13 protein-coding genes and 1 tRNA gene are annotated in these 24,057 nt (G+C 62.5%); 6 read left to right on the top strand and 8 right to left on the bottom strand.

Features of this window, described 5'->3' with window-relative positions; translation table 11 throughout:
• Nucleotides 1-79 precede the first annotated feature (79 nt).
• From VHD36_22275 to VHD36_22265, 3 genes are all read left to right on the top strand, one after another.
• Entirely contained in the window at nt 80-1,453 is a 1,374-nt protein-coding gene (locus VHD36_22275) for an amidase (protein ID HVU90075.1), read from the top strand.
• Nucleotides 1,454-1,520: 67 nt separating this feature from the next.
• Nucleotides 1,521-2,939, top strand: coding sequence for a neutral/alkaline non-lysosomal ceramidase N-terminal domain-containing protein (locus tag VHD36_22270; GenBank protein ID HVU90074.1), 1,419 nt, complete (start codon nt 1,521-1,523; stop codon nt 2,937-2,939).
• Between the two features lie 49 nt (nt 2,940-2,988).
• Complete coding sequence (locus tag VHD36_22265) at nt 2,989-4,944, top strand: prolyl oligopeptidase family serine peptidase (protein ID HVU90073.1); 1,956 nt, start codon at nt 2,989-2,991, stop codon at nt 4,942-4,944.
• A gap of 279 nt (nt 4,945-5,223) precedes the next feature.
• Here the strand turns inward: VHD36_22265 and VHD36_22260 are convergent, their stop codons facing one another.
• The 3 genes from VHD36_22260 to lpdA all read right to left on the bottom strand — a co-directional run bounded on the left by VHD36_22260 (nt 5,224) and on the right by lpdA (nt 11,994).
• Nucleotides 5,224-9,414, bottom strand: a complete 4,191-nt coding sequence (locus VHD36_22260) for a proprotein convertase P-domain-containing protein (GenBank protein ID HVU90072.1) — start codon at nt 9,412-9,414, stop codon at nt 5,224-5,226.
• 256 nt (nt 9,415-9,670) lie between these two features.
• Nucleotides 9,671-10,558 carry a phytanoyl-CoA dioxygenase family protein gene (locus VHD36_22255; protein HVU90071.1) on the bottom strand — a complete coding sequence of 296 codons (888 nt, stop codon included), beginning with the start codon at nt 10,556-10,558 and terminating at the stop codon, nt 9,671-9,673.
• Entirely contained in the window at nt 10,555-11,994 is a 1,440-nt protein-coding gene (gene lpdA, locus VHD36_22250; GenBank protein ID HVU90070.1) for a dihydrolipoyl dehydrogenase, read from the bottom strand. Before lpdA ends, VHD36_22255 begins: the two co-directional genes overlap by 4 nt.
• A gap of 490 nt (nt 11,995-12,484) precedes the next feature.
• On the opposite strand from lpdA, the gene VHD36_22245 reads away from it, so the two are divergent.
• Complete coding sequence (locus VHD36_22245; GenBank protein HVU90069.1) at nt 12,485-13,597, top strand: tetratricopeptide repeat protein; 1,113 nt, start codon at nt 12,485-12,487, stop codon at nt 13,595-13,597.
• Here VHD36_22245 and VHD36_22240 read toward each other — a convergent pair.
• Nucleotides 13,595-13,667, bottom strand: a tRNA-Ile gene (locus VHD36_22240). The genes VHD36_22245 and VHD36_22240 overlap by 3 nt on opposite strands.
• 187 nt (nt 13,668-13,854) lie before the next feature.
• Between VHD36_22240 and VHD36_22235 the strand changes: the two genes are divergently transcribed.
• Together VHD36_22235 and VHD36_22230 are read left to right on the top strand one after the other, a co-directional pair.
• A complete protein-coding gene (locus VHD36_22235) occupies nt 13,855-14,208 on the top strand; it encodes a hypothetical protein (GenBank protein ID HVU90068.1) in 354 nt (117 codons plus the stop codon).
• A 378-nt stretch (nt 14,209-14,586) separates the two neighbouring features.
• Complete coding sequence (locus VHD36_22230) at nt 14,587-16,797, top strand: DVUA0089 family protein (GenBank protein HVU90067.1); 2,211 nt, start codon at nt 14,587-14,589, stop codon at nt 16,795-16,797.
• A gap of 25 nt (nt 16,798-16,822) precedes the next feature.
• Here the strand turns inward: VHD36_22230 and VHD36_22225 are convergent, their stop codons facing one another.
• The 4 genes from VHD36_22225 to VHD36_22210 form a co-directional block, all read right to left on the bottom strand.
• On the bottom strand, nt 16,823-18,445 hold the full coding sequence (locus VHD36_22225) for a TolC family protein (protein ID HVU90066.1): 1,623 nt from the start codon (nt 18,443-18,445) through the stop codon (nt 16,823-16,825).
• 239 nt (nt 18,446-18,684) lie between these two features.
• The gene (locus VHD36_22220) at nt 18,685-21,783 is read right to left on the bottom strand and encodes an efflux RND transporter permease subunit (protein ID HVU90065.1); all 3,099 of its coding nucleotides are present in this window, start codon (nt 21,781-21,783) and stop codon (nt 18,685-18,687) included.
• Between the two features lie 3 nt (nt 21,784-21,786).
• Complete coding sequence (locus VHD36_22215) at nt 21,787-23,076, bottom strand: efflux RND transporter periplasmic adaptor subunit (GenBank protein HVU90064.1); 1,290 nt, start codon at nt 23,074-23,076, stop codon at nt 21,787-21,789.
• 296 nt (nt 23,077-23,372) lie between these two features.
• A partial coding sequence (locus tag VHD36_22210; GenBank protein HVU90063.1) for a PEP-CTERM sorting domain-containing protein occupies nt 23,373-24,057 on the bottom strand: 685 nt, incomplete at its 5' end.

Here is a 24,057-nt window from a genome sequence, read left to right as displayed (position 1 = left end):
ACATGCCGCGAGATTCGCACTACAATGGTTTCTCCGCCCGTTCGGCTCCCCGCTTCACCCTCCCGACAAATGTCCAACGATGAACAGCACGCATCTCCCCACGATTCACGAGACATCCGAGCTGTTGCTCGCGGGCCGCACTTCCTCGCGCGCACTGGTCGACGCCTGCCTGGCACGGATCGATCAATTCGAAGACCGCATCCGAGCCTGGGTCTTGGTCGACGCCGAAGGAGCACGGCGCCAGGCCGCCGAGCGCGATGCCGAACTTCAGGCGGGCCGCTGCCGTGGTCCGCTGCACGGCGTGCCGATCGGGATCAAGGACATCATCGACGTGGCCGGCTGGCCCACGCTGGCCGGGTCGCGGCTGCGGCTGGGCAACGTCGCGACGCGCGACGCGCAAGTCGTCACCAGGCTGCGCGAAGCGGGCGCCGTGTTCCTGGGAAAAACCGTCACGACCGAGTTTGCCAGCTTCGATCCTTCGCCCACACGCAATCCCTGGAACCTCACGCGCACGCCGGCCGGCTCGAGCAGCGGTTCGGCCGCGGCGGTCGCCTTGGGCATGTGCGTCGCAGCCATGGGTTCGCAAACCGGCGGATCGATCACGCGCCCGGCGGCCTACTGTGGCGTCGCCGGGTGCAAGCCGACCTATGGCCGGGTGAGCCTGACGGGTATCCTGCCGTTGAGCTTTCATCTCGATCATCCCGGGCCCCTCGCGCGCGACGTGGCCGACCTGGCGATCATGCTCACGGCGATCGCGGGCTACGACCCGCAGGACGCGATTTCGATCGACATACCGACCGCGAATTACACGGCCGAGCCAGCGCGCTGTGCACCGCCGCGGTTGGCTGTTCTCACCGGTTTTTTTAACGAGGCCGCGGCCCCCGACGTGCGCGAGAGTCTGGAAGCGGCCCTCGGGAAACTAGCCGCTGCCGGAGCAACGATCGAACGCGTGGCGCCGCCGGATAGCTTCGCCCCCGTGATTGCTTACCACCGCAGCATCATGGCCATCGATGCGGCGATGCACCACCGCGATAACTTTCCCGAGCGCCGCGCCGAGTATGGGCCGTGCATCGCGGCGCTGATGGACGAGGGGCTCGCAACGACGCTCGTCGATTACTCTGCTGCGCTCGCCCATCAGCGCCGCTTCGCGCGCGACTTGGAATTGCGGCTGGCCGGCTACGATGCGTTGGTCACGCCCTCCGCCACCACGACGGCGCCCGGCTTGGAAACCACCGGCGACCCTCGCTTCCAAGCCCCGTTCAGCTATGCCGGGCTCCCCACGGTCTGCTTTCCCTGCGGCCTCTCGAGTGCGAACGAGATGCCGGTAAGCTTTCAACTGATCGGCAGCCGGTGGGGAGAAGGGGCCCTGTTGTCGGTCTCGCAGTGGTGCGAGGCCACAATCGGCTTTTCGGCCCAGCCACCGCTCCTCGCCGAAGGCGCCCCGGTCGGCTAGTATCTGTAGCCAGAGCCGGGATCCTCGTACATTCGCTTCCCTCAACCGCTTAAGGTGTCCTTCGCCCATGCCCACGAAGTTCGTATCTCGATTGTTACTCTTCTTCGCATTTTTGTTGATGAACTGGGGCGCCTTGCGCGCCGCCGAGACGCTCAAAGTCGGTTTCGCCGCCACGGATGTCACGCCCGACGTGAATGGCCCGAACCCGGTATGGATCGCCGGCTATGGCCAGAATCGGCGCGCGACGGGCGTACACGATCCGCTGTTTGCCCGGGCCGTGGTGTTCAACGACGGCCAGAAAAAGATCGCGCTGGTGGCCGTCGACGTGGTGGGCATTCAATATCCGACCACGCAAGAGATTCGCAAGCGTCTGAGCGGGTTTGACTATGTGCTGGTCGCCAGCACGCACAACCACGAGGGGCCCGACGTGCTGGGGCTATGGGGGCCGAGCCCTTTCAAAAGCGGCGTCGATCCCGCGTACTTGCAGCGCATCGTCGATCGCACCGTGGAAGCGGTTCAAAAGGCCGACGCGGCAGCGAAGCCGGCCACCGGCGCCTACGGCACCGCCGACGATCCGACACTGTTGCGCGATAGCCGCGAGCCGCACGTGCCCGATGGCGTGATTCGCACTGTGAAGCTTCTGAACACCGACGGCAAGCCGGCAGGGTTGATCGTGGATTGGAGCTGCCACCCCGAGGCGCTGGGCAGCGACAACAAACTGATCACGGCCGATTTTCCCTGGCAAACCGTCAAACGCCTGGAAGAGAAGTATCACTGTCCGGTCGTCTACTTTAGCGGCGCCGTGGGCGGGCTGATGACCACGCCGTCGAACCGTTACCGCGACTCGCGCAATATCCCCGACGCGACGTTCGAATACGCCGAGGCCTACGGCAACGAAGTCGCCGATCTGGCGATCAAGGCGATCGACAGTGCGCAACCGCTCAAGCTCGCGCCGTTGGCGTTCGCCGCCAAGCCGATCAGCGTGCCGCTGGAGAACCCGCTGTACCGTATGGCCCAGATGGCCGGCGTTCTGAAGCGCGATGGGCATGCCTGGAGCGGCGACTTCGAAGTTTTCGGCGGACCGATCAAAGGCGCCGCAGGAGAAATCGCCGCCGGTCTCAGCGAAGTGGCGTACCTGCGTTTCGGCCAACTGCACATCGCCGGCATCCCCGGAGAAATGTACCCTGAATTGGTTTACGGCAAATGCCAGGAGCCGGCTGATCCGAGCGCCGACTTTCCTGACGCACCGTTAGAAAAATCGGTGACGAAGCTCTTGCCCGGCGACAAATTCTTGCTCATCGGTCTGGCGAACGACGAGCTGGGATACATCATTCCCAAGCGTCAGTGGGATTACACGCCGCCATTTGCTTACGGCCGCAAAAAGAGCCAGTACGGCGAAGAGAATAGTTGCGGTCCCATGATGGCAGGGGTTCTCATGGGAGCGCTCGAGCATCGCGTGAACGAATTGGCGCCGGCCGGCAAATAGTTGCGCTACAATTTCTGCAATCATCAACGCGTTCCGGAGTTTCGCCACCATGCGCATGAACATCACGCGTGTCGCTGTTCTATTGGTCCTGGCGCACTGTGCACCCCGGCAAGCTGCCCGGGCTGACGAGCCGGCCGACCCGAATCGCCCCGCGGCGATCACCACCAGCGGCGTGCCGGCGGTTCCGCAGGCGCTTACCGATCGTTTGACCCAATACCAGAACACGCGCAGTGCCGCGTTCCTCGGCTGGTCGGAACAGGCGGGCGACGCGGGCGGAATCCTGATCAGCACACGCTTCGGCAACTCGGTGCAGCTGCACCGGGTTTATACGCCGGGCGGCCGGCGCGAGCAGATCACGTTTTTCGACGAGCCTTGCACCGGGCGATTCATTCCACAGGCCAAGGACGGAGCGATCCTGCTCTCGATGAGCAAAGGAGGCAACGAAAACGAACAGGTCTACCTGCTCGATCGCGCGACCTTCAAAACGTCGCTCTTGACCGATGGCAAGTCGCGCAACCTGCTCGGCCCGCTGGAACATTCCGGGGCGCGGATGATCGTCAACAGCAATCGCCGCAATGGCCGGGATACCGACGTATACATTGCCGACACGCGCAAGCCCGACAGCATGCAAATGCTGTTGGAGACCTCGGGCGAGTACTGGGTAGCGACGGACTGGTCGCTCGACGGCACGCGTCTCTTGATGAATCGCTACGTGTCGGCCAACGAGTCTTACCCAGCGATCTTCGACGTCGCCAAGAAGGAGATGAAGCCGCTGCCGATCCCCGCCGAGGGAAAGGTTTCCTTCGGCACGTTGGCTTTCGCCAAGGACGGACGCTCGGCCTACGTCACGTGCGATGCCAAGGGCGAATTCTTGCAGTTGGCTCGGCTCGACCTGACGACGCTCGATTATCAATGGCTGACCGAGGACATCGCCTGGGACGTGGCCGACGTAGTGGTCGACCCTGCGACCGGGGCGGTCGCCTTCACGATCAACGAGGATGGTGCCAGCCGGCTGTTCTTGCTCGATGACAAAGGGCGCCGCGAGTTGAAGCTGCCGTTGGGGATCGTGACGGGCCTGGAGTTCTCGCCCGATGGCGCTGCGCTCGGCCTGACGCTCGCCCGCCCCGACGCACCGGCCGACGCTTACACCTGCAAGCTGGGTGACGGCGCGCTCACGCGCTGGACCTATAGCGAAGTGGGGGGGCTCGATCCGGCGTCGTTCGTCGCGCCCGAGCGAATCCAGTTCGCCACGTTCGACGGGCGGCAGATTCCCGCTTACGTCTTCAAGCCGCGCACGGCTACCCCCGAACATCGTGCGGCGGTTCTGATCAACATTCACGGCGGGCCCGAGGGGCAATACCGTCCACTCTTTTCCGGCGTCACGCAGTACCAAGTGAACGAGATGGGACTGGCCGTGATCTATCCGAACGTGCGCGGCTCGGCCGGCTACGGCAAGACCTACCTGCAACTGGATAACGCCGAGCTCCGCGAGGATAGCGTGCGCGACATCGGCGCGCTCTTGGACTGGGTGAAGACGCGTCCCGAGCTCGACGCCTCGCGCGTGGCCGTAACCGGCGGATCCTACGGCGGCTACATGGTGCTGGCTTCGCTCGTCAACTTCCCCGAGCGCATCAAGGCCGGCATCGACATCGTGGGCATCTCGAACTTTATCACCTTTCTGCAAAACACCAGCCCCTACCGGCAGGACCTGCGCCGCGCCGAATACGGCGACGAGCGCAAGCCCGAGATGCGATCCGTGTTCGAGCGCATTAATCCGGCCGGTCGCGTCGATAAGATTCAATCGGCGCTGTTGGTCGTGCACGGCGTGAACGATCCGCGCGTGCCGTTTTCCGAGGCGCAGCAGATCGCCGACCGCGTGCGAGCAGCAGGCCGTGCCGTATGGACCGTGTACGCCGACAACGAAGGGCACGGCTTTGCCAAGAAGGACAACCGCGATTATCTCACGGCCGTCGAGGCGCTCTTCTTGGGCGAGAATTTGCAATAGTCGGCGCGCGGTGCCACTTTCTTCAAAACCCCTCTCCCTGAGAGGCCTCCGTGAGAGGGCAGGGTGAGGGTCTCGACTGTCAACGCAAGAGAATGACCATCTTGGTGGTGAAGCGTTCACCCTCCCTTAACCCCTCCCTGACAGGGAGGGGGATGTGCCTGCTGGCCTTTCTTGGATGCCACAGAGTTTAAGAACAACAGAGGCGTGCAGTTTGCCCGTTCGCCAATCAATCCGCAGAATCTGTGTAATCTGTGGATTGTATTTTCTGTTCGCGCTAACCTACGGCAGGTTCGTCTCGGTATCGCTCGATTTCACGCGATTGACCGTGTCTTGCGGCAGCGAGGCCAGCAGCCAGTTGGCCGACCCCTTCGAGTCGCTGAACAGCGTGTCGGGCACGCCGTCATTGGAGACAGTCACGCCGGGCTGCAGATAGTTGGTGCCATTGGCGGCGGTGCCGCTGCCGGTGCCGCTGATATTGGCTATTTTTACCGCCAGCGTGTCGGTCGAGGTCCATTCGCTCAAGATCGCTTGCAAGGCGGTCGGACCCAAGTTGGTCGTGCCGGCGATCAAGATACTGCCGTGCCCGCCCTCGGCGCCGTCGGTGATTTGCGAAGAGTAGATCGTGTCGCCGCCGCCGTTGCCCACGATCAGGTTCTGGCCTCCTTCGCCGCCGTTGCCGGTCGGATTGGCGCCAAAGTTTCCGTAGATGGTGTCCTGGCCGGTGCCGCCGATGATCAGGTTGTTGCCGCCGGTGACTCCCTTTTGCGCGATCAGTCCGTTGCCGTAAATCGTGTTATTGCCGTCGCCGGCGATAATGACGTTGTTACCTTGCTTGCCTTCTGCGCCGTTCGAGCCGCCGATTAAGATGTCGCCGGCGCTGCCGCCGTAGAGCGTGTTATTGCCGGCTCCGCCGTCGAGCGTCGCCGAAGTGGTCAACAATCCGCTGGCGTCGAGCACGTCGTTACCGCCGTTGCCACTGGCGAGCACGCGCCCCGTGACGCCGGAGAAGTCTTGCACATTGTTGACGCTCGCGCCATTGATCGTGGATTCCTGCACGCGGATCGTCGCGGGCGCGATCTGCGTGAATTGCACCTGATCGTCTCCGCTGTCGCCGCCCCACACCAGGTCCACCAGGGCGGCATTCTGCGCGTCGGGACGCAATAACACGGCGCTGACGTTAACGCTTTGCGTAGCGGCCAGACTCGTGCCGTTTAGATCGCTGGCAGTGACGCTTACGATCGGCGTGCCTACCGCGTTGAAGGTGTGCGTTACGTGCTGGCCCGATTGGCCGCTGACGGTTTGCAGCGCCGTGCCGTCGCCCCAATCGATCACGAACGTGAAGCTTGTGCCCGGCCCCAGCTCTGCGTCACTGGCGCTGAGCGTGTATGTGTTCGTTTCGCCGCGCAGCACGGTGATCGATCCGGCGATACCGGCGGTAGGCGGGGGCGGGAGTACGGTGAGAGTCGTTGCCAGCGATTCACCGATTACTCCGCTCGAATCGGTGGCTTCGAGCCGGATGTTATAGGTACCCGGCCCTGTAATGCCGAGCGCTGCCAATTGGGCCGACGTCAAGGTGGGCGTGGCTCCCGAGGCATCGGTGAAGGTGCCGTCTCCGTTTAAGTCCCAGCCGAGCGTGTAGGGAGCGTTGCCGTTGCCGGCCGAGCCGTTGAGCGCCAGCGAGTTACCCTCGGTGATCGTGTAGGGGCCTCCGCCGGAGACGACAAGCGGGGAAACGTTACCAAAATTTTCCCCGGTGACATTGACGGGCGATGAGACGTTAACAACATACGCTCCGCCCGCCGGCTCCGACGTTCCGTAGCCGTTCGGAAGTTGGCGAATATTGTGCGTGCCGGCCGTGAGATCACTGAACTGGTAATTTCCGTTGGCGTCAGAAAAATCCAAAGGTTCTGACGCATTCGTTGTCATCTGTAGCGACCAGCTCTGGAGCGTTCCGGTATTGCCGGCCACGGTATCGGCGACCAGTAGCTCCCATGTGCCATTAGGGTTCTTGCCGTTGGCTGCCGACAGCGGGCTCGCGGGCTTAAACGAGCCGGTAAACGGCGCCACGCCGCTTGCGATCGCCGTGGTGGCCTGATCGTCCAGAGTCGTGCTGACAAAATTGGCGCCGCTTCCGCCGTTGTGATTGATAAGCGGGATGTACGTGCCATCGGGGGTAATCAGGGTTACCGCCAGATCGGAGTCGTTCGCATGATTGAGCGACAACGTGACATTCAGATCCGTGATCGTGCCGTTCATGCCGACGGCGTTCAGCGTCGACAATATGGTCGATTGGTCGGGAATCGGCTGCGGCGCAGCGGTCGACGCCACCGTGTATTGCGACGTCAAGTCGAATACGCCGTTGTTGTTCAGGTCATCAAACGTCCCTGTCGGAAAAGGAATCTCGCCAGAATCCAGCTGGCCGTTGCCGTCGGCGTCGAGGAACGTCTCACCCGAAATGCTCGATCCCTCTTCGGCGAAATCCTGGGCGGGAGCGAAGACGCCAGGCGTGACCGTGACGGTATTCACACCGCCGGCGGGCGAGACTTGTGTAAAGCCTGCCGGCGGAATGGCACGAATGTTGTAAGTGCCCGCCGGTACATTGCGGAACAGATAGTGGCCGCCGCTGTCGGTCGTGGTGGTAGGCTCGCTGGCCGTCAGGACGCTCAGTGACCAGTTATTGAGCACGCCCGTGTTGCCCGAGACGGTGTCGGACACGACCAGCCGCCAGTTCCCCTGCGCATTTTGCCCGATCACGGCCGATAGCGGGCTGGCCGGCCGAAAACTGCCGTTGAAGGGAGCGGTGCCGCTCGTGATGGCCGTGCCCGCCTGATCGTCGAACGTCGTGTTGGTGAAGTTCTGGCCCGTGCCGCCGCTGTGGCTGACGAGCGGAATGCTAGTGCCGCTCGGACTGATCAACGTAACGGTCAGGTTGGAATCGCGCGCGTGTTGGATCGACAGGTTGACATTCAGATCCATGATCGATCCGGCCAGCGCGCCCACGGTCAAGGTCGACGTCACATTGCCGCTGCCGTCGGGAATCGTCAGGGGTGAGCCCGATGAGCTGACCGTCGTGTAAGCCGGCGGATCGAGCACGCCGTTGTTATTGACGTCTTGGTAGACCGTCCAGCCTGCCAGGCCTGTTTCGGTGCCATCCGGAATCCCATCATCGTTGGTGTCGTCGAAAACGGTGCCGACGATGTTTTGGGAAGTCACCAGGGCCGGCGCAATAAGATTCGCGACCGGACTGCCGCGACCGGTGACCAGGTCGTATCCGGGGCCGGCGGCGAAGCCATTGTTGCCGCTGGTGATGTCGTGAAAATACGTGCTCGGCATGCTGTAGAGCGCCGGCAGCGTGTCATTGCGCCCGTTGAGCGTGGGAAAGCCTGCGGCAACGCGCCCCTGGTCGGCGATCGCGATCAGCGCGGCCCAACTCGGGGCGGAAAAGCTGGTGCCGCCTATCTTGGTCCAGGGGGTCGTCGTGCCGTTGTTGTACGAATCGTAGATCGCGGCGCCCGTGCTCGGATTGGCGTCGAACGAAACGTCGGGGATCGTACGACGCGAGGTGCTTTGCGTCACCACGCCGGTTTGATAGGTCGGCTGCGTCTCCAACGTGCTGATCCCGCCACCCGATCCGCTCCAGCCGGTTTCTCCTGAAATATTGTTCGCCGCGTTCAAGGTCAGCGTCGTTCCGCCCACGGCCAAGACGTTGGGCGAAGTCGCCGGATACTCGCCGGGCGCGCCGCTATCGCCCGTGGAAGCGATGAACGTGATGGGAGTGTGGCCGGTCGGTGTCGTAAAGAGCGGGTCGTCGCTAGCAAATTCGGAGCTGCCCCAGCTCATCGATATGACGGAGACGCCGGGATAGTTGCGGGCGAAATCAACGGCCGTATCCAAATCCGCGCCGTTGGTCTTTGCTTCGACCAGCAGAATGTTGGCCTGTGGCGCCAGCGCATGCGCCCACTCCACATCCAGCGCCGTCTCGACCTCCCAATTATTGTGGCCAGCGCCAGCGGGATCGACACCTGGGTAGTTCGTGGAGCCGTCTTGGGCTACTCGGATAAAGGACGGTGGATCAGGGATGCCGTAAAATGCGTCGAAGGCTTGCAAGTCGTGCGCGATCGTCGGCGTGTCGTACGCGTCGACAATGGCGATCGTCTGTCCTGCGCCCGTGCCGACGATGCCGCCGCTGAACAGGATCTGGTTGTAGCCGTAGGCTTGCGCGATCTGATTGGGACCATAACCCGTGGGTCCTGCCGAGCCGTTTGGCTCGGACGAGCCGGCTGGATTCCAAAGTTCGAACGTCGGCGTCGCGACGGCAGCTGCGAAGTTCGTTGGCCCGATCGTGGTGTCGATCGCCAACAGGTATCGCACTTCCAGGATTTCGACGAGCGTGACGCGCGTCCTGGCACGCGGTCGGCGGTTTTTGGCAGGGATTGACCGCTCGGTCCGTCGATATTGTCGCTGGTGCATCAGCTGTTCTCTTGTTCCGGTTCTGAAGCCGGAGCGCCAGCGAGAAAGCCCCCGCCTTGCACCCCGGGCATCGGCCAATCTGACGAGGCCGACGAATCGCCCTTCCCCGCGTGGCACTGTAAATGCGGCCTGCGGATTAGTCAATCAAAACAGGAGCGAGCTGCGAACGCGGATTGCCGCGCCCTTTTTGCGAGACTCCCTGCAGAGGGGGAGCGGCGTACGACTCGAACGCCCGCGACTCGAACGCCCGCTTCGATCACCCTGTCGGCGGTCGGTACAAGAGGGGAAAGAATTGGCCATCCATCGGTTGTCCGGCAGGAATCGGCGGAACGCCGGCCAAGAGCGGTTCGTTCGCGCCCGAACAAACGCCGTCGCGAAACGCGTTTACTACCACCGCGCGGCGTGGCCGATCGGTGCGATTCTCGAACGAGCCGTGAATCATGAGCGGATGATGAAAGGCGCATTGCCCTTTCGTGAGCTCGATCGCCTTCGGTTGAAATTGCGCGACCTGCTCGCGCGTGAGCACCTCGCGAATCGCGTCCATGCCGCCGGCCAGGCCCGTGATCGGCAGCAAGTCCCAGCGATGGCTGCCTGGAATGTATTGCAAGCAGCCGTTGTCTCGGTCGGCATCGTCCAGCCCGATCCAGCAGGTCAGATGCGCCATGGGGCGCGTGCGCGTCCAATACGAATAATCCTGGTGCCAGGCAACGACGCCGCCGTGTTTCGCCGGCTTGCAGAACAACTGATCGTGCCAGAACCGCACGGCGCCGTCGAACAATTGCGAGGCGGGCACCGTGAACGCCGGATGCCAGAGCAAATCGTGAAAACCCGCCGTGATTCGCCAGGCGCCCAGCGCGTGAAACAACACCCGCGCCGGATCGGTCGACTCGTTCGAGTGGTATTCGTAGAAGAATTCGTGCCCTGGGCAGTTCGGATCGAACAAGCGGGCCAGCTCTTCGCGCAGTGCCTCGACCTGCGCGTCGTCGAGCACCTGGATGCCCGACACGTAGCCGTTTTCGTGAAAGAAACGGACCTGTTCGTCGCTCAGCTTGTAGCGCTCGGCGTCCGCGGCGCTTGCCAGGCGTGGAAAAAGCTGCGAGACCGGTTCGTGGCGCGTGGAGAGATCGACCGCCGCCTGCGTCATGGCGCTTGGGCCTCCTGCCTTTCACGCCGCGGCCGGTAGATTTCCGTGGCCAGGCCGAGGAACACTTCTCCGGCCGCGCCGACGGTTTCGCTCAGCGTCGGATGCGGATGAATGATCGAAGTGAGGTCGCGCACGGTGCAGCCCATCTCGATCGCCAGCACTCCTTCGCTGATCATGTCGCCGGCGTTGATGCCCACGATGCCGATTCCCAAGATGCGTTCGCTGTGCGGATCGATCACGACTTTCGTCAACCCCTCGGTTCGACCGAGCGCCTGCGCTCGGCCAATCGCTGCCCACGGATAACGGGCGATCTCGACCTCGCGACCTTCGCGCTGCGCCTGTTCTTCGGTCAACCCCGCCCACGCGATTTCCGGATCGGTAAAGACGACGGCGGGAATGGCCAGCGCGTCGAACTCGGCGGGCTCGCCCAGGATCGCCTCGACCGCGATCCGTCCCTCGTACATTGCCTTGTGCGCGAGCATCGGGTCACCCGCCACGTCGCCGATGGCCGAAATGCGCGGATCAGCGGTGCGCTGCTGGCGATCGACTTGCACGAAGCCGCGTTTGTCGATTTCGACCTTCGTGTTTTCCAGGCCCAGGCCGGCGCTATTCGGCTTGCGTCCGACCGAGACCAACACCCGGCTGAACCGTTCAGTCCGCTGACCGGCAGCATTCTCGAAGACCACCTCGATCGAATCCCCTTTGTCCGTGAGCGACACGACCTTTGTATCGAGCAGAATTTCCTTGAAGCGATCCTTCAGTCGCCCGTGCAAGGGGCGCACCAGGTCGCGATCGGCGCCGGGCAACAAGCCGCTCGTCAATTCCACGACGGTCACGGCGCTACCTAGTTCGGCATAGACCGTGCCCAGCTCCAGTCCGATGTAGCCGCCGCCGACGACCAGCAAGCTCTCCGGAACGTCACGCAGTTCGAGCGCGCCGGTGGAATCCATCACGCGGTCGGTCGGCAGGTCGAAGGCGGGTATTTTGGCCGGCACGCTGCCCGACGCCAGGATGCAATGTTCGAAGCTCAGCCGGTCTCCCTCATAAGTTGCGGGATCGCCGCCGGTCAGGACCAGGGCTTGCGAACTTTCGAAAACGGCCCGCGCATGCACGACGCGCACCTTGCGTTGCTTGGCGAGCTGCTTCAAGCCGCCGGTGAGCGTGCCGATGACTTTTTCCTTGCGCGCGCGAATGGCGTCGATCGCCAATTGTGGCTGCTGGAACGCGACGCCCCAGTCGGCCATCTCCTTCGCTTCCTCGAGCACGCGGGCCACGTGGAGCAGAGCCTTCGAGGGGATGCAGCCGCGCAAGAGGCACGTCCCGCCCAGCCGTGGCTCGGCGTCGACGAGCACGACATCCATTCCCAAGTCTGCCGCGAGAAAGGCCGCGGTATAACCGCCAGGCCCGCCTCCCAAAACCGCTAGTTGTGTCTGCATAACGAGTTAGTCTGCTTCCTGCCGCCTGACAAAAGGGTTGTTGCCGGCCGCCTTAAGGTGCCGAACTGCACAGACAAGCGTATCTCGTGGGGCGACAGGGTCAATGGTGCCATGCGACCGACAGTCGGCCGCCAAAATCGGTCCGTAAGCGGACTTTACACGGCCGGCAGCGTCGGAGAGAGCCGCGGAGCAGCAAGGCCGTGATTGGCATTTCCACGTTGCCCAACAAGTTTGCCCAACAAGTTTGCACCGTGCGTTGCAAACTTTGGTTTTTGCCGAATCGTTTCTCGGTGCAATGCGTGACCCGAGTCGTCCGGCGCGTTTTCGAAGTAGAGTTTCCGGAGGGCGACCTTTCAGCTGCCGGTGCAGCCGTTTTCGGGACACGACGGCACGGTCCATTACGCAGGGCACCCGACGCATGATCACAACGGCGGTTTCACCCTGTGCGCGCGCTGTTGCCGGGGAAGTACCAACATTGGGCGGCCGCCCATTGGTTTCACTGGCTGCGGTCGCTCTCACGACCCTGTTCCTTTTTCACGAGCAGGACGACAAGAAGGTGCAGCGTTGGCTCCAGCCTCTCGTCGTACAGAGCGCGCCCGCCGATCAAGCGGCAGTACCACCGAATGACGAAGGATTCGAAGCCAGATTCTTGGCGCTCTTATCGGCCGGCAAGCAGGGCGAAGCCGAACGATTGCTCGGCACGGAACTAAACCGTTACCCGGCAGCGTTGCAACTCGTCGATTTTCTTCGGCGCGGCGATTTCAAAGCCGCCCACGATCACAAGATGAAAAACTTCCGGGCGATTCGTCCGGCGCAGCGAGCCCTGTTTCTGCGCGCGGCGTGCTTGCGCAGTCGTTTCGACAAGGAGATCGCCTTTCAGACCTTCACCGCGGTACTGATGTGTGGCCGGCGCACGCCTTCGTCCCGCTGTGCCGAAGCCATGCTCGAGCTCGATTCAGAACAACTTCACAAAGGACCGCCTGCGGATGTGGATCGCGCGTTCGCGGATTTCGAGAAACTAGCCGACCGATATCCCGACGACGTGATCGTTCGCTGGATGCTGGCCGTGCAATGTCGAACCTGGGACCGCAACGAACTGGGGGTCATCGCCTTCAAGAAGATTCTGGAACGCTGGCACCCAGGCCCGGCGATCGTCCATCAGACGTACGCCAACTTGCTGGATAACCTCGGTCGCTACGACGAGGCGCTGCCCGAACGCAGGCTCGCCGTCGCGCTGTCGCCCGCCTGGTGGACCTACGACGGCCTGGGCAATACGCTCGACAACCTCTCGCGCTTTGCCGAGGCCGACGCGGCTCACGCGATTGCCACGCGCATGAATCCGCAACGAGCGCTCAACTGGTCGAACTGGGCCGAATCGCTTAACGGCCTGGGAAAGTTTGACGAGGCCATTAAGAAGAGCGAGCAGGCGCTGAAGCTGAATCCGCGCGACTGGCGCGCCTACTGGATGTGGGGCCGAGCGCTCGACGGCCAGGGAAAGCCCAGAGAGGCGTTGGAAAAATGCCTGATGGCCTCGGCCATAATCTCCGACTGGGTACCACTCAATCAGTACATTGCGGAGTTGAATCAGCGACTGCGGCAATAGGCCCGGTGTGATTCGAACACACGACCAAGGGATTATGAGTCCCCTGCTCTAACCACTGAGCTACGGGCCCGCGAAACGGTTATCATAGGCAACGGTTGCTAGGGCAAGAAGTGCCGGCACTTCGCAACCGTTTGCACTCAGATTCGCCAGCTTCGCTGGTTTCTGCCATGTCGCAACCGCAAAAGCATTCGGTCGTTTCGCCAGCAGAGGCGGCGCTTGACCCGTATCCGTACGTTTTTGTCAATTACGACGCGAGCGTGCGCGAGCTGCACCAGGCCGAACGTGATTATCTGGAGACGCCCTTCGAGTGGTGCGACGGCGCGCGTCCCTACGTGAAAGATAGTTTCGATTCGCGCGACCCCAGCGGCAGCCTCAAAGGCTTTTGCCCTCGATCATCGATTCCCGAGCAACTGCCGATCGCCCCGCCGCCCGCGGAGAATCCGAACCGTCCGCTGACCAGGGGGGAACAGATCGACAAGCTCAGACACGAAATGGTCGGGTTTGAAATTACCGAGCTGCCGGACGGCATTGTTCAGGCACGGCGTATAATAAAGGCTCGTTCGTTGCTTCAGCGAATCCTCGCATGGTTTGCTCCTTCGCGAGCCGACTGAGAAGCACATTGATGGCAGCCCGTTGCGCTAGCATTCGGCGGCGCTCCGCATTCTTCCTGCCGGGGGCCCCCGAGTGACGCTCTGGAAAAAAACCTGGTTTAACTTATTGATATCATTGTTGGCGCTTTGTAATCTCTTTATTGATAAAGCCGCACATCCGTATGATAGCGGCTTTTTTGCGTCGGTTGATTTGTATAGTCCTAAGGTAAAGCTAGTTAATCCACAACGTCGCGCTGCCGCCACTTTGACTATTTTCAAGTCGCCTGCGGCGCGATGACCTTTTTGCCCCGAAGAGTTGGAGCCGCTACTGCAAGCTTTTTTCTCCGCAGCAGTTAGCCGGATTACGTCCAATCTTCTTTACTCCAACGGGGGCAGCCAATGTCTCGTTTCTTGCGTCTTTCGTTCTGCGCGCTCTTTGCTTGTGCCTGTTTGTTCTTGCCGGTAAGTCACGTCGCGGCTGGCGACGAAATGTACTTTGCCATCGATCCCGCGCAGAGCGTTGTGACGGCCACCGCCACGATCGAAATTCCGCAGATCAATCTGACCGTCGTCACGCACGGCCAGGGGACGCAAGGGCTGGGAGTGCCCGGCTTCAGCGATGGCACGCAAGGAATGTTCGCCGGACTCATGGCGGCCGACGTTGATACGAGCGCCGGCACCATCACCTTTGGCGGTGGCAGCATGTACGGAGAATCGAGCGGCACCTGGGAACCGTTACCGCTCGGCGCGACCGGCACGGCGCCGGCATTCCTGGGCGTGCGAATCGACGGCGTGCTCGGTATTCCCGCCACGGCCGTCGCCGCGGTGCGAGACTTTTGGGCCGACTACTTCAGCGCCTACCAAATCACGAACCTCAATCCGACCGGTGCTAACCAGTACCAATTCACGGCCGATCAGTGGCTGTCGATTTCCACCAATATCGACGTGCAAGGCCAATCGGGAATAGGGGCCACGCTGGGCAGCCAGCGCTATGACCTCAGCGAACGCTACGCGGCGCAAAACGGCGGACAGACCGGCAGCCTGACGCAGCTCGCCGGCGGTAATTGGCAAGTTCGCGTGCCGATCGATACCTCGGTTTTCATCTCGGCGGGCAGCTCGGACCTCGGCCCGATTTATGTCGACCTGCAGGTGCAAGGGCAGATGGTGGGCAACAGCATTCCCACGCCCAGTCCGGGACCGGTGCTCGAAAGCATTGCCGGAAACACTAGCCTCGCGCTGGCACAATCCATCAACGGCGCCTTCAACCGCAACTTTGACCCCAATGTTGGTAACGACATTCTCAACACGTCGGCGATTATGCCGCATGCCACGATCCATGGAGCCTTCGACGGAAACCTGCACTATTTCAGCTTCACGGTCGGTCAGGCCGCCGCGATCGGTATCTTCGATATCGATAACGCCACGTTCGATTCTCAGCTTTTCTTGTACGATGCCGCCGGGCATCTGCTGGCCTCGGACGACGACGCTTCTTCCACTTATGGCGGCCACGGCAGCAGCACCTCGCGCGACGCCTATTTGCAGTACACGTTCGCGCAGCCCGGCACGTACACCATAGCCGTCGGGTATTACACGCCGCCGACCAACGGTCCCTTGGGACCGGCGGCGGTCGGGGGAGAATACACACTGCAAGTTTCGATCGCGCCCGAGCCGCCAGCGTTCGCGCTGGCCGCGCTGCCGCTTGTCGGCTTTTTGTTTGCGGCGCGGCGACGGCTCGGTCGACGCACGGCAGCGGTTTTCGCTTTGATGGTCTTGGCCGCCTTCGCGCCCCATGCGGTGCTGGCTGACGATCCGCTCGTCAAGAACTCTCTGGAAGAGGTTTACGATCCTAACGGTCAGTACCCGATGCCTTATCGTTTGTTCGTTCCGCCTCAATCGGCTTCCGAGCCCGAGGAGAAATTCCCGCTGGTCCTGTTCTTGCACGGTTCAGGCGAACGAGGCATCGACAACTACGCGCAGGTGTCGAATCACATCGACGGCTTGATCCAGGCCACGCAAAGCGACGCCTATGCCTCGTTCTTATTGGCGCCGCAATTGACCGATTATCCATACGCAGGCAGCTTCGGCGCCGACGATCCGTTCGACCGCACGATGGATATTCTGCAGCAGGTGATGGCCGAATATCCCATCGACCCCAGCCGCATCTACATCACGGGCCTGTCCCTGGGTGGATTCGGCACCTTCACCTACATGGACGAGTTTCCAAGCCTGTGGGCCGCGGCCGTGCCGTTGTCGGGGGGCGGTGACCCATCAACGGCGTCCGTGATCAAGGACATTCCTACCTGGGCCTTTCACGGCTCGGCCGATGCCACGGTGCCGGTGACCGACACGATCAACATGATCAACGCCATGACCGCCGCCGGCGGTTCGCCTTTGTTCACCGAGATCCCGGGCGGCGGACACGACATCTGGGAACAGGTCTACGGCGACGCGCAAACCCAGGAGTTCGGGCTTTACGATTGGCTGTTCGCGCAGCACAACACCAACACCCCTTGGGTTCCTGAACCGGGCACCTGGGGAATGGCGGCCACGGCGGCGCTGGGATTTGGCATTGCCGCCTGGCGGCGACGGGGTGGTCGTTTCGTGGCGTGACAGAGCAAGCAGGCGGTGTAGATCATCACGGCTTCTGCGCCGGCTGTACGATGGCCTGCGGCGGCACGGCCGTGGTTGCGGTGAGAACGGCCGATGCCTGGGCCAATTCGTTGAGGCAATCCAAGTTGGCCCGCCGGGCATTGATCAGACTCGTCCGCGCCTGCATGACTTGCACAACGTCGACTTCGCCGGCCTTGAATTGCTCTTCCAGCCGCGCAATTTCGCGTGGCAAGTATTCCATCAAATCCTGGGTTTCGTTGATGATCCAGCGGGCCCGCTCGTAGCGATTGATGGCGGCCTCGATTTCGATCCTGGCCCGGGCCTGCAATTGCTCCATCGCGGTTTGCCGCTGGCGCTGCTCGGCCTGTCGCTGGCGCAGCATGGGCGTAAAGTCGTTCCATACGTTCAGGTCGCGATGCAAGCGAAAACCGAAGAACGTAACGCCGTTGTCGGTGCGCTGGTAGTAAGGGCCGGCCTGGATGTCCGGCGTACGGTTGGCGTTTGCCAGGCGCACAGCCGCTCGGGCCGTGGCCACGTCGGCCCGCGCAGCCATTACGTCGGGACGTGAAGCAGCCAATTCATCGATGGCCGGCCATTCGCCGGGTGCGACGTTGGCTTGCGGACATTTCAGGTGCAGCAGATTCTCGGCGTTGCCGGCGGCCCACCACCAATCGTCCAGATCGCCCATGACATCCAACGGCGCCGCCAGCGAGATATTCAATTGCCGGCGCAGGTCTAACATGGCCGTTTGATAGTTCGCCTCGGCCAATCGCTCCTGCCGGTGCGAGGCGCGGTGATCGATTTGAATGATCGCCAGGTTCGCGGCCGAGATCTGCCCCGCTTCGAACTGCTTCGTCGAAATCCGCAGCAGTTCGTCGTTCATGGCGGCGTTGGCCATGGCCAGATCGCGCAGACCATGCTGATAGAGTGCGGTAAAGAATAGCCGCTCGGTCATGGCCACATTCAGCAGCTCGGCCTGCACGATGTTCCACCGCACCGAGTTCAACGCCGCACCGCCAACTTCCTCACGATACTGCTGTTGATGGGCGAGCTGAATCGTCTGCATCATCAACACGTAGTTATAGATCGTCGAGCCCGTGCCGTTGTTCGTCTGCAGCGGCGTGACGTTCACTTGCACGAAGGGATTGAAAGGATAAGTCTCGGCGACGCCCAGCACGCCGATGGCAACTCCTTCGTTGCGGCGAACGGTGATGATATCGGGATTCTGCCGCAGCCCCAGTTCGATCGCGTCCGGCAGGTTGATTTGCACCGGCGCCAACCGCACCGGGCCCGCCGGCGGCCCGACGGGCGGGTTGCCGACCGGTATCTGTTCGGCACGCACGTTAAGAACCTCGCTGGTCGTGCGCGCCTTGGGCGTGCCGCCTTGCACCGCTCCGGCCGGCGGTGGCAGTCGCGCAGGCGCACGCGAAACTCTACCCTGGACATTCGACGGATTACTCAGTGCGGGAGCCAGCGTGACCGCGGGGCGCACGAGAGACGGCGCCGCGCTTGCGGACGAAGGAACGGGCGCCGGCTGCGCGCTCGCCAAGAACGCGCGCAGTGAAGCGACGACGTACACGAGTATCACCATCCAACGATGAATATAGAAATTCGCGCGCGGCGCACCGCCGGCGCCTGGAGGGCGCACCGATTCTTCGCGCGGTGCGTGGCGAGTGGTAAGCGGAATCATGAAGAGAGGCGAGCAAGAAGTCCGGCGAGAGCTGTCACGCGAAAGGCAGGCCTATCAAGGGTTTTCGGTCCGATAAGCACTCGCGGATAATTAGATTCCTGCGCCCCGCATGCATGCGGCGTTAGAGGCGGTGCATTTTCGCGAGTACACGAGCGCACGCGGCGAAATCACGGCAGGCCGACGTCGGGCTGGCGCTGCTAGCGATGCAGTGGTGGCACCGTCGACTCGTGGTCTTCCGACACTTTGCCGAACGCCAAATAAATTGGCGGCAACAAGAACAGATTCAAAATCGTCGACGTGGCCAGCCCGCCCAGAATGACCGCCGCCATCGGATACTCGATTTCATGGCCGGGACGATTCCCGCCGACCACCAAGGGCACTAGCGCCAAGCCTGTGCACAGGGCCGTCATCAAGATCGGCACCAATCGTTCGCGGGCCCCGCGCATTACGAGCGCGATGCCGAAGGGTTCCTCTTCCTCGCGCTCAAGGTGCCGGAAATGACTTACCAGCATGATGCCGTTGCGCGCCGCGATGCCCAAGACGGTCACGAATCCAACCAGAGACCCCAGCGACAGCACACCCCCTTGGAGCACGGCGCCCAACACGCCCCCCACAAGCGCAAAGGGAATGGTCAAGAATACCAACAGTGCCATCCGCCACGAGCGAAAATCAACGTGCAAGAGCAGCAGGATACCCACGAGCGACAGGGCCGAAAGGGCGAACAGCCGCCGGCGCGATTGTTCGCGAGCCGCGTACTCGCCGAGGAACTCGGGATGGTACCCTCGATCAAAGGGTAACGCTCGCACGCGCTCTTCGATCTCGCGGGCGACGCTGCCCAAGTCGCGCCCCGCGACGTTGCACGTTACATCCAGCCGACGCGACGCGGATTCACGCTTGATCTCGTTCGGCGCCGGCGCGATGTGCAAATCGGCCACATCTCCCAACACTACGTGGCCGCCGGTGGGCAGGTCGATCGGCAATCGTGAGAGCGCCGATAAATCGCTACGCAGCTTCGGCACGCCGCGGACCACGACGTCGAAGCTCTTCTGATCCTGGTAAATCTCGCCCACTTTCGTGCCATTCACTAGCGTCGCCACCGCCCGCCGCACCTGGGCGTGCGTCAGCCCCAACCGGGCTGCGGCATCAGGCCGCACGCGTACTTGCAATTGCGGCACCAGCACCTGCGGCTCGACTTTCAGGTTTTGCACGCCCGACACATCAGCGATGGCGGCCCGGATTTCTTCTCCTTTGGCGCGCAAAACGTTCAGATCTGGGCCAAACGTTCGCACCACGATGGTCGCACCGGCGCCCGACAACACCTCCTTGATGCGTTCCTTCAGATAGGTCAGCACGTCCCGGTACAAGCCGGGATAATCGTCGATCAGGTGTTGAATCTGGTTGACGGTTTGCGTCAGATCGACGTCGGGATCGACGCTGATCCACAGTTCGGTGAAGTTCGGGCCCACGACTTCGTCCGCCACCTCGGCGCGGCCGATGTGCGAGCCGAAATTCCGCACGCCGGGTATCGCGCGCAGCTCACGGCTTGCCTGGATCGTGATGCGCCGCATGGCGTCGAGCGAGGCGCCCGGCTTCTCGACCCAGTGCATGAGGAAGTCTGTTTCCTGAAAGTTCGGCAAGAATTCCTCGCCGAGCTTTAATACGCCGAGCACGGTCGCCAGAAACGTGGCCCCGATGACGGCCACGCAGGTCCCTGGCCGCGCCAACAGCGGTGGTAGCATGCGCACGTACGCGTCCTGCAAATAACGCGACAACGGCGCTTCTTCGCGCTTCCGTCCTGCCGCGCTCGGTAACAATACCAGCGACAACGCGGGGGTGACCGTCAGCGCCACGGCCAGCGATGCCAAGATCGCCAGAATGTATGCGATCGCCAGGGGCCGAAAGAACGAGCCTGCCACGCCGTCCAAAAACAGCACCGGCACAAAGACCAAGGTCACGATCAAGCTGGCGTAAACGACGGCGCTGCGCACTTCGAGCGATGCTTGCAGCACAACGTCGAACACCGGGGCCGGCTTGTCCAAAAGCAGGTTTTGTCTCAGCCGGCGCTGGATATTCTCGACGTCGATGATCGCGTCGTCGACCACTTCGCCCAGTGCGATAACCAATCCGGCCACGACCATCGTGTTGAAGGTCGCGCCCCAGTAATGCAACACCAGCGCCGCCGCGATCAGCGATAACGGTATGGCCGTGATGCTTATGAGCGCCGTGCGCCAATCGAACAGGAACAGCGCGAGTACCGCCACGACGAGCACGCACCCCAGCAGCATGGCGTGCGACAGATTATCGAGCGCCCGCTCGATGAACGTGGCGGGCCGGAAGATCGTGGCGTCGAGTTCGACGCCGGCCAGGCCGGGCCGCAATGTCTCCAAGGCGGCTTCGACGGCGCGCGTCACGGCAAGTGTGTTACCCCAGGGCTGCTTTTCGACGATCAAGAGCAGCCCTGGTCCATCGTTGATGATGGCGTCGCCGATCGGCGGTGGAAATCCTTCGACGACGTCGGCAACCTCGCCCAATCGCAAGGGCGCGCCGGCTCGATAATCGACGACCGCATTGGCCAGGTCGTCGGCATTGCGCAACTCGATCAGTTGCCGTAAAGCGATGCGCTGGTTCGGCGTATCCCAGAATCCGCCGCTGGCCAGCGCCGTCGCTTCGAGCGCTGCTCGTTCGACCGCCGGCAGTGTGACGTCGTGCGCCTGCAATCGTTCGGGATCGACCAGGACTTGAAATTGCCGGTCGCGCTGACCCCAGATGGCCACATTCGCCACGCCGGGGATCGCCATCAGGCGCGGCCGGATCGTCCACCGCGCGAGCAGTGTCATATCCATTTGCGACAGCGTGTCCGAAGTCATGCCGATTTTCAGCACTCGGCTGGTCGACGACAGGGGGGAAAGCATGACGGGCGGCCGCGCGACGGCCGGCAGACGGCTGGTTTCGGCGGCCAGCCGCTCTTGCACGACCTGCCGCGCACGGATCAGGTCCGTGCCGTTTTCAAAGATCAACACCACGCTCGACAAGCCCAGCACCGACTTCGAGCGAATGATCTTCAGCCAGGGAATGCCATTGAGCGCATTCTCCAGCGGCATACTGATGAGGCTTTCGACCTCTTCGGTCGACAGGCCGGGTGCTTCGGTCTGTATCTCGACCAGCGGGGGCGCGAACTCGGGAAAGACGTCCAGCGGCGTTGTTTCCAAGGTCCGCGCGCCGAAGATCACGAGCACCATGGATAGCGCGATCACGAGCACACGCAAGCGCAGCGACGTCGTGACGAGCCAGGTCATGAGCTACTTTCCAAAGCCGAACTCGGTGCCGAAGAGTTCCATCGCGCCTGTAGTTACAAGCGCCGCACCCGCGCCGGGCCCCTGATCGAGTACGGCCTGATCGCCATCGACGAAGCGGATCTGCACGCGCCGCCGCACAAATGTTTGCGGCGCCGTCTGTTCGTAGACCCAGGTGCCGCCGTTGATGTCGTGTACGACGGCCGACCACGGCACTAAGCGGGCTTCGTCTTCAACGGCCACTGGCAAGGCGGCGTTTACGCGAGCGCCGGGTCGCAGCTCGCCGCTGGAATTCGGCAATTCGTAGTAGAAGTCGACGGTCGAGGCCAGCGCCGTGGCTGTCGGCGGCGCGGCGATCGGTTGTGCCGCACGGGCTTGCGCCGCGCTGCGATCGGCCAGGCTTGCCACGCGCGCCGGTCGATCGGCCAGGATTTCGGCCGCTTCCCCGACATACACGGGCACGCGCACCCAGACGGGGTCGCAATCCATCACCTCGAACAAGGGCGCCCCGGCCGCCACCACCTGGCCAGCCGTGGCATGTTCGGCCCGCAGGATGCCGTCCTGTGGAGATTCGAGCGTCAGCGGTAACAGCTCGCCGGCATCCTCATCGAGACGGATTTCTTCCAGCACCTTTTGGCGCGATAATGCCGCCTCGAGCCCTTTGTTGGCGATTTCGAGTTGCGCCTTGGCGTCGTCGACAGCGCGGACCGTGCCCGCCTGGTCGCGCAGCAATCGCTCGGCACGGTCAAGCGCGATCTTCGCGGCGTCGACCTGGGCCTGGGACTGCTGCACTTGCCCGGCCGCGTCGATGCGGCTGGTGACCAGCGCGTTCTTGGCCTCGGCGAAACGAATGCGCTCGGCCGGCGTTAATACGGCACGCTCCGGCGACAAGAGGGGTAATAGCAGAAACACTGGCTGCTGGCGCTTCACTTTCGCGCCCGGTTGCGGCACGCCTTTCTCCGAGGGGGCTTGCAGCGTGCCGTTCACCGGGGCCGAAACGATCGTCGACGATCCCGGCGGCAGCATGATCTCGCCACCGTATCCGCGCACGCGGTTGACCCGCCGCGCCACGACCGGCGACGTTTCGATACCCAGGTGCTTCTCTGCCTCGGCCGTGAGCTTGATCGTATTCAGATCAACTTCGTTCACCGGGTGTGCGACTTTGGCAGGCGCTGTCTTCCCAGCGTCTTTGCTTGTCGTGCTCCAGCCGCAGCCGGCAATTGCCAGGAGCGTGGACCATAGCGCCAGTCCAGACCAAAGAGCACCGCTGGGGCAATAGTCGCTCGAACGATGCATTAGTGCGCTTGTTGTTGCAGAGGATCATGAAGGCGGGTTCCATCAATTCTGATCGGAACTCACCCAAATCACAACCCACGGATCGCGGCTCAAAAGGTCGCGAATTGGCAATTCCGCCGCACCATTCTTGACGGCCACCGCGAAAACCGGCTCCTGGCATGCTCTCACATCCGCCTGCTCGTCGCACCGGCTGGGGCAGCGATCAGTTGCAGATCGATCGATCGATGGCCACGGTCTCGCGCGGACGGCACGGCAATCCGCCCGCGCGAGACGATTCGAACAACGGCGGTGTCGATTTATTCGATGCGTCGGCGTCGAGAACGATAGCCGACGACCGTGAACAAGGCGCCGATGACTAACAATGCCAGGCTGCCCGGCTCGGGCACTGGCGCGGTGACAATGTAGCTGGCGTAGTCGATGTTCGTCGTTTGACCCGTGTAGCTACCGCTCAGTCCGGCCTGCGCCAGAATTTCCTGGTCAGTGAAATACGGTATGTGTTGACCGTACCCGACGTTAAGAGCGGCGATGGCCAGATTGGCGAACAGGCCGTTGCCGACCGTGCCCGGATGAATGTTGTTCTGCCAAAGATGTGTGGGATCGGTGCTGGCGTTCTTGGTGTCGATCGTTACACCACCAACGACGAGCGGGCTCGCCTCCAGGTCGTGCATGGCCGAGGCCAGGTCAATGTAGACGACGTGACGCGACAGCATCGCGGCTTCCAACTGCGGATTAACGTCGGCCATGATTTGCGCGGCCAGCGCCTGTAACTGCGGTGTCGTGACGTACGTCTGGCCCTCGGCGGTGAGCGACATGTCGGGGACGCTCCACACGATCATGCCGTCGGGATGCGCCGACAGCACGTTGTCGACGGCCGTGGAAATGTTGGCCGTGACCTGGTTTCCCAAGACCACCGGATCGACCTGCCCGGTCAAGAGCTTCAAGGCGTTTCCGCCGTAGTCGTTGCCTCCGATGCTCAAAGAG

The organism is Pirellulales bacterium, from assembly GCA_035546535.1.
Lineage (GTDB): Bacteria > Planctomycetota > Planctomycetia > Pirellulales > JACPPG01 > JACPPG01.
Note: the sequence above shows the minus strand (reverse complement) of the source record. Positions and strands in the feature narration are given on the sequence as shown.